This window comes from Niveispirillum sp. BGYR6 (assembly GCF_027568365.1).
Taxonomy (GTDB): domain Bacteria; phylum Pseudomonadota; class Alphaproteobacteria; order Azospirillales; family Azospirillaceae; genus Niveispirillum.
The window spans coordinates 1-15,033 of the sequence record NZ_JANLNL010000025.1 but is presented as its reverse complement, the minus strand read 5'-3'; the positions used below and the strand labels follow the sequence as shown (position 1 = coordinate 15,033).

General features: G+C 60.7%; 11 protein-coding genes and 3 pseudogenes. 8 read left to right on the top strand and 6 right to left on the bottom strand.

Going from position 1 to position 15,033, the window contains the following annotated elements; all coding sequences use genetic code 11:
• The first annotated feature begins 92 nt into the window (after nucleotides 1-92).
• Entirely contained in the window at nucleotides 93-1,331 is a 1,239-nt protein-coding gene (locus PCJ49_RS24560; protein WP_269913298.1) for a site-specific integrase, read from the top strand.
• A 77-nt stretch (nucleotides 1,332-1,408) separates the two neighbouring features.
• Here PCJ49_RS24560 and PCJ49_RS24555 read toward each other — a convergent pair whose 3' ends face one another.
• The 5 genes from PCJ49_RS24555 to PCJ49_RS24535 all read right to left on the bottom strand — a co-directional run bounded on the left by PCJ49_RS24555 (nucleotide 1,409) and on the right by PCJ49_RS24535 (nucleotide 6,185).
• Nucleotides 1,409-2,326, bottom strand: coding sequence for a nucleotidyl transferase AbiEii/AbiGii toxin family protein (locus PCJ49_RS24555; protein WP_269913297.1), 918 nt, complete (start codon nucleotides 2,324-2,326; stop codon nucleotides 1,409-1,411).
• Nucleotides 2,313-3,152, bottom strand: coding sequence for a type IV toxin-antitoxin system AbiEi family antitoxin domain-containing protein (locus PCJ49_RS24550; RefSeq protein WP_269913299.1), 840 nt, complete (start codon nucleotides 3,150-3,152; stop codon nucleotides 2,313-2,315). The genes PCJ49_RS24555 and PCJ49_RS24550 overlap by 14 nt, the downstream gene beginning before the upstream one ends.
• Nucleotides 3,153-3,356: 204 nt before the next feature.
• Entirely contained in the window at nucleotides 3,357-4,151 is a 795-nt protein-coding gene (istB, locus tag PCJ49_RS24545; RefSeq protein WP_269913296.1) for an IS21-like element helper ATPase IstB, read from the bottom strand.
• Nucleotides 4,141-5,670 carry an IS21 family transposase gene (gene istA / locus PCJ49_RS24540; protein WP_269913295.1) on the bottom strand — a complete coding sequence of 510 codons (1,530 nt, stop codon included), beginning with the start codon at nucleotides 5,668-5,670 and terminating at the stop codon, nucleotides 4,141-4,143. Before istA ends, istB begins: the two co-directional genes overlap by 11 nt.
• A 224-nt stretch (nucleotides 5,671-5,894) precedes the next feature.
• Nucleotides 5,895-6,185, bottom strand: a complete 291-nt coding sequence (locus tag PCJ49_RS24535; protein ID WP_269913294.1) for a transposase — start codon at nucleotides 6,183-6,185, stop codon at nucleotides 5,895-5,897.
• A gap of 597 nt (nucleotides 6,186-6,782) precedes the next feature.
• Here PCJ49_RS24535 and PCJ49_RS24530 point away from each other — a divergent pair.
• Nucleotides 6,783-8,798: a TonB-dependent receptor gene (locus PCJ49_RS24530; protein ID WP_269913293.1), complete on the top strand. Its 2,016-nt coding sequence runs from the start codon at nucleotides 6,783-6,785 to the stop codon at nucleotides 8,796-8,798.
• Here the strand turns inward: PCJ49_RS24530 and PCJ49_RS24525 are convergent.
• Nucleotides 8,792-9,103 (bottom strand): hypothetical protein, encoded by a 312-nt coding sequence (locus PCJ49_RS24525; RefSeq protein ID WP_269913292.1) that lies wholly within the window; start codon nucleotides 9,101-9,103, stop codon nucleotides 8,792-8,794. The two genes, PCJ49_RS24530 and PCJ49_RS24525, sit on opposite strands and share 7 nt — an antisense overlap.
• A 6-nt stretch (nucleotides 9,104-9,109) precedes the next feature.
• On the opposite strand from PCJ49_RS24525, the gene PCJ49_RS24520 reads away from it, so the two are divergent.
• From PCJ49_RS24520 to PCJ49_RS24495, 6 genes and pseudogenes are all read left to right on the top strand, one after another.
• Nucleotides 9,110-10,405 carry an ABC transporter substrate-binding protein gene (locus PCJ49_RS24520; RefSeq protein WP_269913291.1) on the top strand — a complete coding sequence of 432 codons (1,296 nt, stop codon included), beginning with the start codon at nucleotides 9,110-9,112 and terminating at the stop codon, nucleotides 10,403-10,405.
• Entirely contained in the window at nucleotides 10,405-11,349 is a 945-nt protein-coding gene (locus PCJ49_RS24515) for an ABC transporter permease (RefSeq protein WP_269913290.1), read from the top strand. The genes PCJ49_RS24520 and PCJ49_RS24515 overlap by 1 nt, the downstream gene beginning before the upstream one ends.
• Complete coding sequence (locus tag PCJ49_RS24510; protein ID WP_269913289.1) at nucleotides 11,346-12,134, top strand: ABC transporter permease; 789 nt, start codon at nucleotides 11,346-11,348, stop codon at nucleotides 12,132-12,134. Before PCJ49_RS24515 ends, PCJ49_RS24510 begins: the two co-directional genes overlap by 4 nt.
• A pseudogene (locus tag PCJ49_RS24505) lies at nucleotides 12,131-13,360 on the top strand (ATP-binding cassette domain-containing protein); the annotation flags it as partial. The gene PCJ49_RS24510 and the pseudogene PCJ49_RS24505, both read left to right, overlap by 4 nt.
• Nucleotides 13,361-13,568: 208 nt before the next feature.
• Nucleotides 13,569-14,706: pseudogene (locus PCJ49_RS24500) on the top strand (IS3 family transposase).
• Nucleotides 14,707-14,775: 69 nt separating this feature from the next.
• A pseudogene (locus PCJ49_RS24495) lies at nucleotides 14,776-14,913 on the top strand (transposase); the annotation flags it as partial.
• Nucleotides 14,914-15,033: the final 120 nt, after the last annotated feature.

The window sequence follows — 15,033 nt, the reverse complement described above, 5'->3', positions numbered from 1 at the left end:
CTCCTGCTCCCGCAGGATCCCGATGATCTGTTCCTCGCTGGAACGGCTCTTCTTCATCAAATAGCCCTCCTTCGATCGGAGGACTCTACTTTATGCCGGGCACATTTCCAGGGGGCAGGTCAGTCGAACAGTTGGAGCCGGAAGCTGTCGAAACGATCCATTGGGACGATGAGCTGCGCGGCTTCGGTGTGCGTATCTGGCCGTCGGGCCGCAAGGTCTATGTCGCCATGACGCGGGTCAAAGGCCGGCTGCGGAAGGTGACGATTGGCACGCATGGCCCCGTCACCGCCGAGAAAGCCAGGATCAAGGCACACGAGATCATCTCACAGGCGAAAGCTGGCAACGACCCGGTCAAGGAATTGGACGTGGCTCGCAAATCGCCTACGGTCAAAGGGCTCGGCGAGCGCTTCCTCAAGGAACATGTCACCGTCCGCTGCAAGCCCTCCACCCAGTATGAATACAGGCGCTCCGTCGAGTTGTTCATCAATCCCGAGATCGGCACCCGCAAGGTCCTGGATATCGAGCGGCGGGACGTCGCGGAACTGCACCAATCCCTGCAGCATATCCCCTACCAGGCCAACCGGACCCTGGGGGTGCTGTCCAAGATGTTCAATCTGGCCGAGGTCTGGGGGCTGCGGCCCGACGGCAGCAATCCTTGCCTACATGTGAAGAAGTATCGTGAGGAGAAGCGCGAACGGTTCCTGGGTGCCGATGAATATGCCTCCCTGGGCCGGACATTGGCCGAAGTTGAGGCGGATGGTTCAGAGCCTCCGGCCGTGGTCGCCGCCGTCCGGTTGCTGATGCTGACGGGTTGTCGGCTGGGCGAGATCATGCCCCTGAAATGGTCCTATGTGGATTGGCAGGCGCGCGCGTTGCGTCTGCCGGATTCTAAGACGGGCGCGAAGGTCGTGCATTTCGGGGAAGCCGTGGCTGCCATCCTGCGGTCGATCCCCAGGCTAAAGGACAATCCCTGGGTCATCACCGGCACGAAGGAAGGTGCTCGGCTGACCGACTTGCAGCCGCCCTGGCGCCGCATCCGCAAGAAAGCCGGGCTAGATGATGTACACATCCATGATCTGCGGCACTCGTTCGCCAGCGGCGCCCTGTTCCTGGGCGAAGGGCTGCCGATGATCGGCAAGCTGCTCGGACATACCCAGATACAGACCACAGCCCGGTACGCCCATCTGGCTGCCGATCCGGTCAAGAATGCCATGGAGAAGGTCTCCGACTTCATTGGCAAACAGGCCACGATCAGCACAAGGCGGCGGCGAACTCACAAATACACGTTACAGCCCCCGATACCCTGGATGAGCGCGAAGTCAATCCCATAGGGACAGAGCTTCCCCTCCCTTTCGTCCTTTACCGCCGCTTCTTCATCGCAAGGCGCGCGTCACGGGTGTTGTCACGGTCAAGGTGCCAGCGCTGTGCCCAGTTGATCGACAAGACGTGTCCGGGCAGTCTTGGCAAGTTTGTCCAGGTTCAGTTGCTTCCACCGCACGGCTGGCAGGTTCGCAGCTTCGGGAAGCCCGATCAGGCTCCAATCCGGCTCGCCACGCTTGAACCGCAGCAGGAAGTTCCGATGCGCAGCCGGCATCCCGCCGATGATCGTGGCAATCAACGCCTCCCGCGCCGCCGCCAAGTCATCAAGGGTGATGGGCTCCGCCGTCATGCCCTCGAAACCCTGCGCGAACTCTTGCGTAAGGTTCTTGCGACGGGGCGCCACCAATTCGGATATCAGGCGGTCATGGCTGACCAGATAGACGATGAAGGCGCGGCGCAGTTCGTCATCAACGCCTTCGTTCGCCAACAGGTCCCTGATGTCGAACAGATCCCGCGGATGTTGCCGATCGAGTGCCGCCACGATCTTTCCGGCATAAAGATCGGCGAACGAGACGACCTGCATTTCGGCAAAGCCGAAGGTCTCCTCCACCGCAGCCGACACGGAGCGCAGTTCCGGTGCGAAGACGCAGCCGCGCAGGACGGGCGTCACCTCGATCTTGATCTGGGCATCCCCCCGCTGCACGGTCAGCTTCGTGACAACCGGCTCGCGTATGTTCAGCACTTCGATGACATGCGCACCGCGCAGTCCCTTGCGGATGGCAGCGGCGATCCGCTTCATGCCGGCATCGATCGCAGACAGGGATTCCGGACGCCCGGCCACCGGCAGGTAGGTCAGGTCGATGTCGACCGACAGGCGGGGCATTTCGCGGACGAACAGGTTGATCGCCGTGCCGCCCTTCAGCGCGAAATCCTCTTCCGCCGCGACAAACGGCATCACGGCGATCAGGAGTGCGACCTGCGCCCGGTAGCGATCAGACAGGGGCACCAAGATCCTCCGGCACGGTTATCAGATATTTCGGATCAAGCCGGCCACCCTTGACCAACATGCGCTTGCCGCTGCCGAGCGACACACGGTCCCCGTCGATCCGGTTGAGCCAGCGATGGCCATGTCGTTCAGCAAACCAGAAGAACAGCCGCTTGGCCTTCACGCTGCGGCAATCTTCCAGCAGCTTCTGGAGACGGGTTGGGCTGAGCGTGCGCAGCCCCTCCGCGATCACATCGACATTGTGGAATGTCTCGCGTTTCGGCAGTTCATCCAGCAATTCCAGAAAGGCCCGTTCAGGTGTGGAAACCAGCAGAGGCCATTGCGCGTTCATGGATAGCGGGCGCACGTGATCTCCGGTTCGTTCAGGACCATCGCCGTCATCGCCACCTGCTAGGCTGAGCGGACTCTCCGCGGCAGTCGCTGCACTGAACAGGGTCTGGGCCTTGTGGAAGATGAAGCGCTCCTTGAAAGGCAGTTTCGCAAGCCAGCCTGGCGGGGGTTCGTCACCATAGAGGTGGATGCTCCCTAGCCCGCTGGCAGAGACGTAGTGACCAAACCCTTGCAGTTCAAGCGCGGTCCGGCCACCCACGATCAATGGATATTTCATCAATGCTTGCAATGAGATGACGGCTCTTTCCCAGGTCAGCTTGCCAAGCGGCCGCTTGTAGGTCCCACGAACCGGCTGTACCAGCCAGCCGGCTGCGACATACTGGCTGCGGAGGCTAGTCGAATAGCCATGCCGCTCCATCCAGGCTGCATCCACCAGCAGCCCGTCAGGGAGCGTCCGCTCAAGCAAGTTTAGCTTTCCTGTGTTTTGCCTAGTCATACTTGGCAAAATAGCACAGTTTCAAACCGCGCTCCAAGGTTCAAGTTTAGGGCCCTTTACAAAGTATAGCTTAGCAAAAGTTAGACATGGTAAACTCAGATTCCATTCCCATACAACGCTCTCAGGACAAGTGTTGATTTCCACGCGGAACTGACCCGGGATTTCCGTCGAGAATTGACCCACCATTGAGTTATGCGGCTTGGTTTATGATTGGGTCAAGGCATGTGGATTTCCCTTTCTCTTGCCGGATGCTGCGGCAGTGCTGGCCTTGAAACGAAAGCTGTCATTTCCGGTTTCGACGATGTGACAGCGATGTGTGAGGCGATCGAGCAAGGCGGTGGTCATCTTGGCGTCGCCAAAGACACTGGCCCATTCGCTGAAGCTGAGGTTGGTGGTTATGATGACGCTGGTCTGCTCGTAAAGTTTGCTGAGCAGGTGGAATAGCAGCGCACCGCCAGGTGCGCTGAACGGCAGGTATCCGAGTTCATCCAGAATCACGAGATCCAGACGTGTCATGGCTTCAGCCAACTGCCCGGCTTTTCCCTTGGCCTTCTCCTGCTCGAGCGCGTTGACGAGTTCGATGGTCGATATGAACCGGGCTTTATGACGATGATGTTCGATCGCCTGGATGGCGATAGCCGTTGCGACGTGGGTTTTTCCGGTACCGGGACCACCGATCAACACGACATTCTGCGCGCCATCGATGAACGCGCAGCTGTGGAGCTGGCGCACTGTGGCCTCGTTGATCTCACTGGCCTGGAAATCGAAACCTGCCAGATCCTTGTAGGCTGGAAACCGTGCGGCTTTCATGTGATAGGCGATGGAACGCACCTCACGTTCTGCCATCTCGGCTTTCAGCAGTTGGTTCAGGATGGGGATGGCGGCCTCAAAGGCGGGAGCGCCCTGCTCAATCAGATCGGTGACGGCTTGCGCCAGGCCATACATCTTGAGACTTCGCAGCATGATGACAATGGCAGCGCTGGCGGGGTCATGACGCATGACGGCCTCCAGCAGTGCGGGCACGCAGGTCGTCATAGCGTTCGACATTGGCCTTGGGTTCATGGCGCAGGAGCAGGGTCTGCGGTGCGCTGATGGTCGGCCCGTCGGTCGGCTTGCCATCAATCAGACGATGCAGGATGTTCAGGATATGGGTTTTGGTCGCGACGCCGTCGGACAGGGCCAGTTCGACCGCAGCCAGCACCGCCTGCTCATCGTGCTGCAGAACCAGGGCAAGGATATCGACCATGTCGCGATCTCCACCGGGACGCCGCAGCATCTGATCCTGCAATCGCCGGAACCCCGCCGGCAGGTCCGCGAAGGGGGCGCCGTTGCGCAACGCGCCGGGTTTGCGTTGGATCACCGTCAGATAATGGCGCCAGTCATAGATTGTCCGGGGCATTTGACGGGATCGGTCAATCCACCGTTCATGCTGGCACAGGATCTTTCCCTCGGCCGCGATAACAAGCCGGTCCGGGTAGACCCGCAGGCTGACGGGTCGGTTCGCGAAAGACGCCGGCACGCTGTAGCGATTGCGCTCGAAGCTGATCAGGCAGGTCGGTGAGACGCGCTTACTCTGTTCGACGAACCCATCGAACGGCACCGGCACCGGCATCAGTGCGGACTGTTCATCCGCCCAGATATCGGCAAGGGTACCGACGAGATGGCCATGCGGTATCTCCTGCCACAGCTCCAGGCAGCGTTGTTCAAGCCAACCATTCAGCGCGGCCAAGTCGGGAAAATCCGGTATCGGCTGCCACAGCCGTGGCCGTGCGTCCTGCACATTTTTCTCGACCTGCCCTTTCTCCCAGCCCGACGCCGGGTTACAGAACCTTGGATCGAAAACATAGTGGTTGGCCATGGCCAGAAATCGCAAATTGACCTGACGCTCCTTGCCACGCCCAACGCGATCCACCGCCGTGCGCATATTGTCGTAGATCCCGCGCCCCGGCACACCGCTGAAGACGCGGAAGCCGTGCCAATGGGCGTCGAACAGCATTTCATGGGTTTGCAGCAGATATGCGCGGACCAGGAATGCCCGGCTGTACGCCAGTTTGATATGCGCGACCTGCAATTTGGTACGATGACCGCCCAGCACGGCGTAATCCTCGCTCCAGTCGAACTGGAAGGCCTCGCCGGGGCGAAAACGCAGCGGAACAAAAACGCCGCGTCCTGTTGTCTGCTGCTCGCGTTGGCGTTCCGCCCGCCATTCACGGGCAAAGGCCGCAACGCGGTTATAAGAACCGGTGAACCCCAGGGCGACCAGATCGGCGTGCATATGTTTCAAGGTTCGGCGCTGCTTGCGCGATTTGGAAGCCTCGGCCTTGAGCCAGCCTGCCAGCTTGTCGGCGAACGGGTCCAGCTTGCTGGGACGTTCTGGTATCGAGAACTTCGGCTCGATCGTCCCAGCGTTCAAATACTTCTTGATGGTATTCCGCGACAGGCCGGTCCGACGCGCGATCTCCCGGATCGCCACCTTCTCACGCAAGGCCAAACGGCGGATGACATTCAAAAGTCCCATGTCGATCACTCCAGTGCCCCCCGTCGCTCAACGCGAAGGGGGAACGGTCACATGGGTCAATTCTCAATGGAAATAAGCCGCCTTCCCGGGTCAGTTCCGCGTGGAAATCAACAGACTGGGCTTTCGCCGTTTCCAGGCATAATAGCCAGAACTGCTCACGCCCAATAAACGACAGCTCCGACGAACCGGTATTGCCGCCTTCTTCGCATCGATGAGCCGATAGATCATCGACTTGTCTCCCGGGCGAAGAAGGCTGCCGCGTTTTTTAATAAATCCCGCTCTTGACGCAGAATCTTGTTCTCATGCCGAAGCCGCGCCAGTTCCTTTTCCACGTCCGGATGGGGGCCAGACGGAAGTTCCGTCTCCGTCGCTTCCGTCTTCCAGCGCTGCAGCGTCGATTTCCCAATCCCAAAATCGGCGGCCACTTCGGCCGCCGTTCGACCGCTCGTCGACAAAATCCGCAGCGCATCCCGCTTGAATTCTGCCGTGACCTTCCCTTGCTTAACTCGAACCATCAAAACCTCCATCAATCCCGAGCTTTAGGATGATGGCTCTCCACTTTACCAGGGCAAGTCCACCCGCAAGCAGATCGCTGCCCTGGTCGGCGTCGCCTCCTTCAACCGAGACAGCGGCAAATTCAAGGGGCATCGATCCATCAGGGGCGGAAGGCCACAGGTCAGAACCGTCCTCTACATGGACGCGCTCGTCGCCATGACACATAACAAGTCATTCAAAGAATTCAGAGATTCCCTCGTCTCCAGGGGAAAGCCCAAAAAACTCGCCATCATCGCCTGTGTCCACAAACTCGTCACTGTCCTCAATGCCATCGTCAGGGACGCAAAACCATGGAAAGCCAAATCCGCCTGAAAAGACAGTTGCTGAGGGAACGCAAAATCTCCCTGGATCGCGAGCGATCCAGGGAGATTGGTATTATATTGTCGGCCAGGGCAGCGCGTTTGATGCCGACGGTGGGCTTCCCTTTGTGGTGTCACCGGGATGCGCTATGCTGTTGCAACCCGTTACCATTATCGCTTTAACCGTTTCTAGCTTGCGGAAAAGGGGAAACTTTCGTCAATAAGTCAGGGAATTATGGGGCATCTTGGGGACATTGAATGATATCGCGTCTTAGGAATTGTTCTTTCATCGTTCTGATCGGCGGCATTTTTTTCATCGGACAGGGTCGGGCGGAAACCGGGGGTGACACGAGCTTCTCCATAGGCGAGATCATCGTCACCGGGGTCAAGGATCGCCCGCTGCGGAATATTCTCACCTCCGTCGACATTATGGGGGCAGATGTCGCCCAGCGGCAGAATGTCGATTCCACCTTCAAATTGCTGTCCCGGATGCCGGGCGTCCTGGTCACTGATTTTCACCAGGGTGGCACCAATGGTGCGGTGTCTTTCCGCGGCTTCAATGCCGAAGGCGGCATCATGGCGGTGAAACTGCTGGTCGATGGCGTGCCCAGCAATGCCAATGATGGCTATATGTGGATGCTGGATGGTGTGCCCCCCATCGATATTGAACGGGTGGAAGTGGTGCGCGGCACCTCCGATGCACGCTATGGCCTCCACAATATTGCCGGCAATATTGCGATCTTCTCCCGCGTCGGTGGCACCTATCTTGATGCAAAGACGACGGTGGGGGCCTGGGGCACCTATGAAGGCCAGCTTGCCCTTGGCCGGGAGTCCGGTGCGTTCACGCAGAACTATTCCTTCGACTACCGGGAAAGCGACGGCTACCGGGATCGCGGCACCTTGCGGCGCAAGAACGCGGCGGGCAAATGGTTCTACAATGGCGATGATGTGCGCTTCGGTCTGATCGCGCGGTATTTCACATCAGATGGAAATGACAGCGGCTTCCTGTCCGGCGCAGATGCGGCGACCCGGCCGCGCTATTCCCCGCCGCTCAACGCCGATGACGGGCGGGATCGGGAAGGCTACTCCCTCACCCTTCAGGGCGAGGCAACGCTTACCGATGCGCTGTCAACAAGCGGCAATATCTATATGACCCGCTTCGACGATACGCGTTTCTTCCGCATCGCCCCCACCGTATCCCAGCAGGAACGACACCTGAACGAACAGCAGGAAGGTGCCAGCCTGGCCCTGCATTATAATCCGGAGCAGAGTTTCCTTCACGACCTCCGGATCGAGAGCGGCGCCAATCTGGACCGGCAGGATAATCACCATCAGCGTTGGCTCGGCTCCGCCCGGGTCCGCAGCTCACGCGTGTTCGACCGTCGTTTCATCCTCGACGTCTATGGCGGTTATGTGCAGGCTGTCATCGAACCAACCCCATGGCTGAAGGTAACGCCCGCCTATCGCATTGACCGGGTTGACGGTCACTATCTCAATGTTGCCAATGACACGCGCTATCCCGTCAATGATTATGGCACGATTGAGCAACCGAAAATCAGCGCGGTTGTGACGCCGTTACCCGGGCTCAGCGTCTACGGCAATTATGGCCGAACATTCCAGATCGGTCTCGGTGTCGGCAGCTATATCGTGCCGCCCCAGGTGTCGAGCCTTTCCGCCTCGGTGAATGACGGCTGGGAAGCCGGCGTAAAATATAATCTGGGTTCACAGGTCGAGAGCCGGGTTGCCGTCTGGCAGCAGACGGCCTCGGATGAGATCGTGCTGCGCAATGCCACGGGCGATTTCATCAATCTGGGCCGAACCCGGCGCAGGGGTATCGACGCCCAGATCAACGTCCGGCCGTCGGCGCTGGTGAATGTCTGGGGGGCTTTTTCCTGGCAGAAGGGCATCATCGTGGTACCAGATCCGACGACACCCGGCTTTGCGGGCAACCGGATCGATCATGTCCCCGCCTATCTGGTGTCGGGGGGCATCGAATACCGCCCGATCGAACCGCTCCGTCTTGCGACGACTTTCTACGGTCAGTCCAAATATGAGCTGGATGCTTCCAACAGCCATGGCCGTTTCGGCGATGCCGCTCTTTTCAACATCGAAGCGGGATACCAGCTCACGCCGAATATTGAGGTGAGCGTGGAGGTCCGCAACGTTACCGACCATCGCACGGCCTATGTCTATTATGACCGGATAACGCAATCCCCGCTCCATTCCCCCAATGACGGGCGTGCATTCTATGGCAGTCTCCGGCTGACCTACTGACCGGGACCGGGGGATTTGCCATGAAACTGGCGCCGGCCATGCCATAAAATGAAAGGGCGGAAGCGATGAAGGGTGGCTGCACACGGCGTGACATGCTGCTGGGCGCAGTTGGCCTGGGGGGGCTGCTTTGCGGCTGTTCCCCCGGCGAACAGACGGCTGATCGTGAATTCCTGATCGTTGAAGCCCCACACCCCACCAAACGCGAGCCGACCAGTGCCGGAAAATTCTATGCGCTGCTGGGCATTGCGGAGACGTTGGTGAATGTTGATGACCGGGGCCATATCTCCGCCGGCCTTGCCCAGCATTGGGAAATGTCCGCCGATAGGCTGGAATGGCGGTTCGATCTGCGCCCTGGGGCCTATTTCCATGATGGAACCCCCGTCACCGCGGAACCGGTCGTCCGGATGCTGGAGCGTGCCCGTAAGCGGCCGGGGGTGATGCATATTGTTCCCATAGCCGGTATTGCCGTACAGGAAGGGCGGGTGATCATCCGGCTGGCCACGCCGTCTGCGCTGCTGTTGCCCGTACTGGCGCATGACAGCGCCATCATCCTCGCCCCCGCCTCCTTCGATGCGGCAGATCAGGCGGTCCAGGTCATCGGCTCCGGTCCTTATCGCATAACCGGGATAACCGAGCAGGAGGTTGCTGTCGAAGCCTGGGAACGGTGGGGCGGTGTGCCCCCGGCAATCCATCGGGCACGCTACCTTTCCGCCGCCCGTCCGGAAACCCGCGCCTTACTCTCGGAAAGTGGGCAGGCGAACGCTGTCTTCGACCTTGATTGGCCGAGTGAGCGCCGGTTGCGCGACGCCGGCCATGTTCATATCGTCGATATAGCCAGCCCCCGCACGACCTTGCTCAAACTCAATGTCGGGCATCCATTTCTTGCCGATATCCGTGCGCGCCAGGCACTCAGCCTTGCTGTTGACCGGCTTGCCATCGCCACCGGGCTTTTCGGCAATGCCGATCGCGCGGCGACGCAGTTGCTGCCAGAATTTTTCACAGACTGGCACGACAAGAACCTGCCCCGGCTCTACACCGATGTGGCACAGGCACAGCGCCTGCTGGCGGAATTGGGGTGGCAGCCGGGGACGGATGGCATCCTTCTGCGGGGCGACGAGCGTTTTGCCCTGAAACTTCTGTCGCTGGCCACCCGCACAGATCAGCCACTCATCACCGCCGCGCTCCAGCAGCAATTTCGGCGGATCGGTGTGGAAATCAGCATCATCCCATGCTCCCCGGCGGAGATCGTTGCGGCGCATCGTGATGGCACCCTGGAACTGGCGATGTTTGCCCGCAACCACATGATGGTTGCCAACCCGGTGGCAGTCCTGATGCAGGATTATGCAAAGGGCGGTGCGGACTGGGGCGCGATGGGCTGGAATAATCCCGACATGATTGCGGCGTTGCAGACATTGGCATCCGGCGCGGCACCGGAACGGGCCGCAGCATTGCGCCAGCAGATCGTACAGACCTTACAGGCGGAACTACCGGTCATTCCCCTTATCTTCAACAGGCGTATCGCAGCCTTTGACAAGCGGCTGGCCAATGTGCAGGTCGATGCACTTGAGCGCAGCTATAACATGGCCGCAATGCGGTGGGCGGACTGATGCGATCCATCGCCTCCCTTCTGGGCCGCAGGGTTCTGCAAGCTTTGCTTGCCGCCCTCTTCGTGTCGAGCCTGTGCTTCTTCATGGTACGTTTCCTGCCCGGCGACATCGCCTTCGACATCGCGAGTGGCCGCTATGGGCAGGAAATGACGACACAGGCTGCGGCGGCGGAGGTCCGGGCGGAACTGGGCCTTGATAAGCCCATGGCGGCTGCGTGGCTTTCCTCCGTCAGCGCCCTGGCGCGGTTCGACCTTGGCCGATCCTATACGCTGGGCAAGCCGGTCTGGGGGCTGATCCGGGAACAGCTTGGCCATACGCTGCAACTGTCAGGGTTGGCGATGTTGTTCTCCCTGTTCATCGGGCCGCCCATCGGCATCATCGCCGCACTGCGCCCGGGTGGCTTGGTTGATCGGCTCAACCTCCTTGGCTCGGCCCTCCTGCGTGCGTTACCGCCCTTTGCCACCGGTATTATCCTGATCATCATCTTTGCCGCCAGCCTGCACTGGCTGCCGGCGGCGGGGCATACGCAGCGGGGCACGATCATTCTGCCCGCCCTCACGCTTGCCCTCGGGCTTGCCGCCGTTTCCAGCCGGGTCGTCCGCTCGGCGATGATCGATGTCGCACGGTCGGCATATTTTCATTTCCCCCTGACAAAGGGATTGCCGCTCAGCACGGTCGTGCTGCGGCATGGTGTACGCAATATGGCAGTGCCGGTGATCGCGCATCTTGCCATGCAGTTTGTCTATCTGATTGAAGGGGTGATTGTCGTGGAGACGCTGTTCGCCTGGCCTGGCATCGGCCATGCCCTCAGTCATGCGGTACGGGAGCGCGACATCCCGCTGATACAAGGTGCCGTGCTTGTCATGGCGATCCTCTTCGTCCTTTTCAACATGGTCATTGACCTGGTGCTGGTTGCCCTCGACCCCCGGATGCGCGCACGATGACGGGGGGCTGGCCACGCCGTATCGCTGCGGCATTGTTGATCGCCATTGCCGCCTTTGCGCTGGCCGGCCCGGCGCTGATCGGCCTTGATCCGGCGCAGCAAGACCTGGGCCGTACCCTGATGCCGCCCGGTGGCGGTGATTTGCTGGGCACGGACAATCTGGGACGGAGCCTGCTGGCGCGTCTGGCACAGGCGGCGCAGATATCCTTTCTGCTGGCACTGCTCTCCGTCTCATCTGCGGCGATTGCCGGTATATCGACCGGTCTGGCGGCGGCGTGGTGGGGCGGCTGGATGGAGCGCATTCTTGTTGCCCTTGCCGACATGATGCTGGCCATTCCCGGCCTGTTGCTGGTTTTCCTTCTCATCGCCTTTGCACCTGGCGAGGTATGGCTCATCTATGCCGCCATCTCGCTTACCCTTTGGATTGAGTATTTCCGCGTCGTCCGGGCGACAACGCGACCGATCCTTGCCGGATCGGAGGTGCAGGCCGCCCGTCTGCTGGGTTTCGGCGCAACCTACATCATCCGGCGCCATGTGCTGCCAGAGGTGGCACCGCTGCTGCTGACACTTATGGCTTACGGTGCCGCGACGACGGTGCTGGCTGTCGCGTCCCTTGGCTATATCAATGTCGGTATTCATCCGCCAACCGCGGAGCTGGGGCAGATGATGTCGGAATATTTCCCGTATTATCGCGCCGCCCCCTGGCTGATCGCAGCCCCCATCACCCTTCTGGCAACGAGCCTGCTGTGCCTTGCCCTTCTGGCCTCCGGGGACAAGCCGCAATGAGCATGGCGTTGGTGGTCGATGGTCTTAATATCCGGTCGCGCCAGGCACATCTGGTGCGCCATGTTTCCTTCGCGGTGGGGCGCGGTCACAGCCTGACGATCCTGGGAGAGACGGGTTCGGGCAAGTCGCTGGTATCGCAGGCGATCATGGGCACGCTGGCCCCAGGATTGAGTGCGACCGGCACCATCGTCATCGATGATGTGGCGGGCCCCGCCACCACCCCGGACCGACACCGCCTGTGGGGTCGTACCCTTGCCACGCTCCCCCAGGAGCCCTGGCGTTCACTGGACCCGACGATGAAGGCCGTCGATCAGGTGGCGGAGGGATACCGGAGCCTGTCCCGCCGCACCGCCCGTGGCGTGGCGGGTGACGCGCTGCGCCATCTTGGCCTTGGCGGAGCGGAGCGCCATTACCCCTTTATGCTGTCCGGCGGCATGGCACAACGGGTCGCCTTTGCAGCCGCCACCGCCGCCAGTGCGAACATTCTGCTTGTCGATGAACCGACAAAGGGCCTGGACATCGCGCTGCGTGATGCCGTTGTCGCCCTGCTGCGGGCAGCCCTGGCGGAGGGGCGGACACTGCTTACCATCACCCATGACATCAATGTCGCCCGGGCCCTGGGCGGTGAGGTGATCATCATGCTGGATGGTGAAATCGTGGAGCAAGGCCCCGCCGGCACAATCCTGTCTGCACCGGCCCATGAATATACTAGGCGTCTGCTGGCCGCCGAACCCGCCGCCTGGCCGGCGCGCCGGCCAGCACGCACCGATGGCGCAGCGATCCTGACAGCGCATGGGCTGACCAAGCGCTATGGACACAAAACGCTGTTTAAGGACATCAACGTCGTCATCAAGGCAGGTGAATGCCGCGCCATCGTCGGCCCCAGCGGTTCCGGCAAGACGAGTTTCGGCGATGCCCTGCTTGGCTTGACCCCGGTGGATGCGGGTGAGGTCACCCGCGCACCTTGGATCGCCACAATGCGCTTTCAAAAACTGTATCAGCATCCAACCGCCGCTTTCGCACCACGCATCCCCCTTGGGCGGGCGCTGAACGATCTGATCAGTTTACACCGTCTGGACCCCGGCAGAGTGGCGCCGATGATGGCCGGGCTGCGGCTGACCCCCGACCTTCTTCAGCGCCGTCCGGATCAGGTTTCGGGTGGCGAGCTTCAGCGCATCTCTCTGCTGCGGCTTCTGCTTCTCTCACCGGCCTTCATTTTTGCCGATGAGCCAACATCGCAGTTGGACCCGATCACGCAGCAGGAGGTGATGGATTTGCTTATGCAGCATGTCGCAGAACATGACACCGCCCTGCTGCTGGTGACGCACGATCCCGCCATCGGTGCAAATGTGTCCGGTGGATTGCCACAGAGCTGGTCCCCTGTGAGCGGACAGTTTGGTAAGCTTGGTTCGGCCTTATTGAAGGACGAGCGACATGGCGGGACAGAGGAAGCGATATTCAGCGGATTTCAAGGCGAAGGTGGCACTGGAGGCGATCCGGGGCGAGTTGACGATGGCGCAGCTTGTGTCGAAGCACGGTGTTCACCAGACGATGATCAACGCTTGGCGCAATCAGGCGATCGATGGGATGGCGGCGTCGTTTTCCGGGAAGGCCGAGGCCAGTCCAGTTGTTGATGCTGCCGAGATCGACCGGCTGCACGCCAAGATCGGTCAGTTGGTGGTGGAGCGGGATTTTTTGCGCAAGGCCTCCGGTCGATGAGCGCCGGTCGGAGGCGGGAGATGGTGGACCGATCCCATCCCGGCTTGTCGGTTGTCCGGCAATGCGCGCTGCTGTGGTCAGCCGGTCGCATTATTACGGACCGGTACGGGGCGAGAGTGCTGAGAACCTGGCGCTGATGCGAGTGATTGATGCCCAGTTCCTGGAGACGCCCTGGTACGGGAGCCGACAGATGACCCACCATCTGCGGGGCCAGGGTCATGTCGTCAATCGCAAGCGGGTGCGCCGGCTGATGGGCCGGATGGGGTTGGCAGCCATCTACCAGCGGCCGAAGACCAGCGTTCCCCATCCCGAGCACAAGATCTGGCCCTACCTGTTGCGGGACCTTGCCATCGACCGGCCGGACCATGTATGGTGCACGGACATTACCTACATTCCGATGCGGCGTGGCTTCCTGTACCTGATCGCCGTGATGGATTGGGCATCGCGCAGGGTGCTGGCCTGGAAACTGTCCAATTGCATGGACATCGATTTCTGCCTGGAGGCCCTGCAGGATGCCATGGCCCGCCACGGCAAGCCGGAAATCTTCAACACCGACCAGGGCGGCCAATTCACCAGCCCGAGGTTCGCCGGCATCTTGACCGATGCCGGCATCAAGGTTTCCATGGATGGAAGGGGCCGCTGGATGGACAATGTGTTCATCGAACGGCTCTGGCGGTCACTGAAATACGAGTGCGTCTATCTCCACGCCTTCGAGACCGGCAGCGAGGCCAGGGCCGGGATCGGACGCTGGATAGATTACTACAATAACCAACGCCCGCATTCCGCGCTCGGGGGGCAAACACCCGATGAGGCATACAGGCAAAGGGCGGACAGAACGTGTTTGGCGGCGTGAACTGAACAGGACCAAGCTTAACGCCGAACAAAAACTGTCCGCTCACCGGGGACCAGCTCTGGGCGCGCGGCCTGGTGGGCAGCACCGCTTGCCGAACGGATCGGGGCTTATATGCGGGGTGCCCCGGTCATCCATACCGACGACACGCCCGTGGCGATGCTGGCACCGGGACAGGGGCGCACCCGGACGGGCCGGCTCTGGACCTAGAGCATCGCGCGTGAAAGCGGAATCGAAGGATTCCCTTTAAGGTCTGGATGTGATTCATCTTTGTCGGAGGTGGATCATGGGCAAGGCGTATTCAGAAGATCTTCGGGAACGCGTTGAAGC

Bases quoted from the DNA above. Each gene is read 5' to 3' on its own strand.
- PCJ49_RS24560 (WP_269913298.1), top strand. From the start codon at position 93: ATGCCGGGCACATTTCCAGGGGGCAGGTCAGTCGAACAGTTGGAGCCG.
- PCJ49_RS24550 (WP_269913299.1), bottom strand. From the start codon at position 3,152: ATGACTAGGCAAAACACAGGAAAGCTAAACTTGCTTGAGCGGACGCTC.
- istB (WP_269913296.1), bottom strand. From the start codon at position 4,151: ATGCGTCATGACCCCGCCAGCGCTGCCATTGTCATCATGCTGCGAAGT.
- istA (WP_269913295.1), bottom strand. From the start codon at position 5,670: ATGGGACTTTTGAATGTCATCCGCCGTTTGGCCTTGCGTGAGAAGGTG.
- PCJ49_RS24535 (WP_269913294.1), bottom strand. From the start codon at position 6,185: ATGGTTCGAGTTAAGCAAGGGAAGGTCACGGCAGAATTCAAGCGGGAT.
- PCJ49_RS24530 (WP_269913293.1), top strand. From the start codon at position 6,783: ATGATATCGCGTCTTAGGAATTGTTCTTTCATCGTTCTGATCGGCGGC.
- PCJ49_RS24525 (WP_269913292.1), bottom strand. From the start codon at position 9,103: ATGCTGGGCAAGGCCGGCGGAGATATGGCCCCGGTCATCAACATTCAC.
- PCJ49_RS24520 (WP_269913291.1), top strand. From the start codon at position 9,110: ATGTCCGCCGATAGGCTGGAATGGCGGTTCGATCTGCGCCCTGGGGCC.
- PCJ49_RS24515 (WP_269913290.1), top strand. From the start codon at position 10,405: ATGCGATCCATCGCCTCCCTTCTGGGCCGCAGGGTTCTGCAAGCTTTG.
- PCJ49_RS24510 (WP_269913289.1), top strand. From the start codon at position 11,346: ATGACGGGGGGCTGGCCACGCCGTATCGCTGCGGCATTGTTGATCGCC.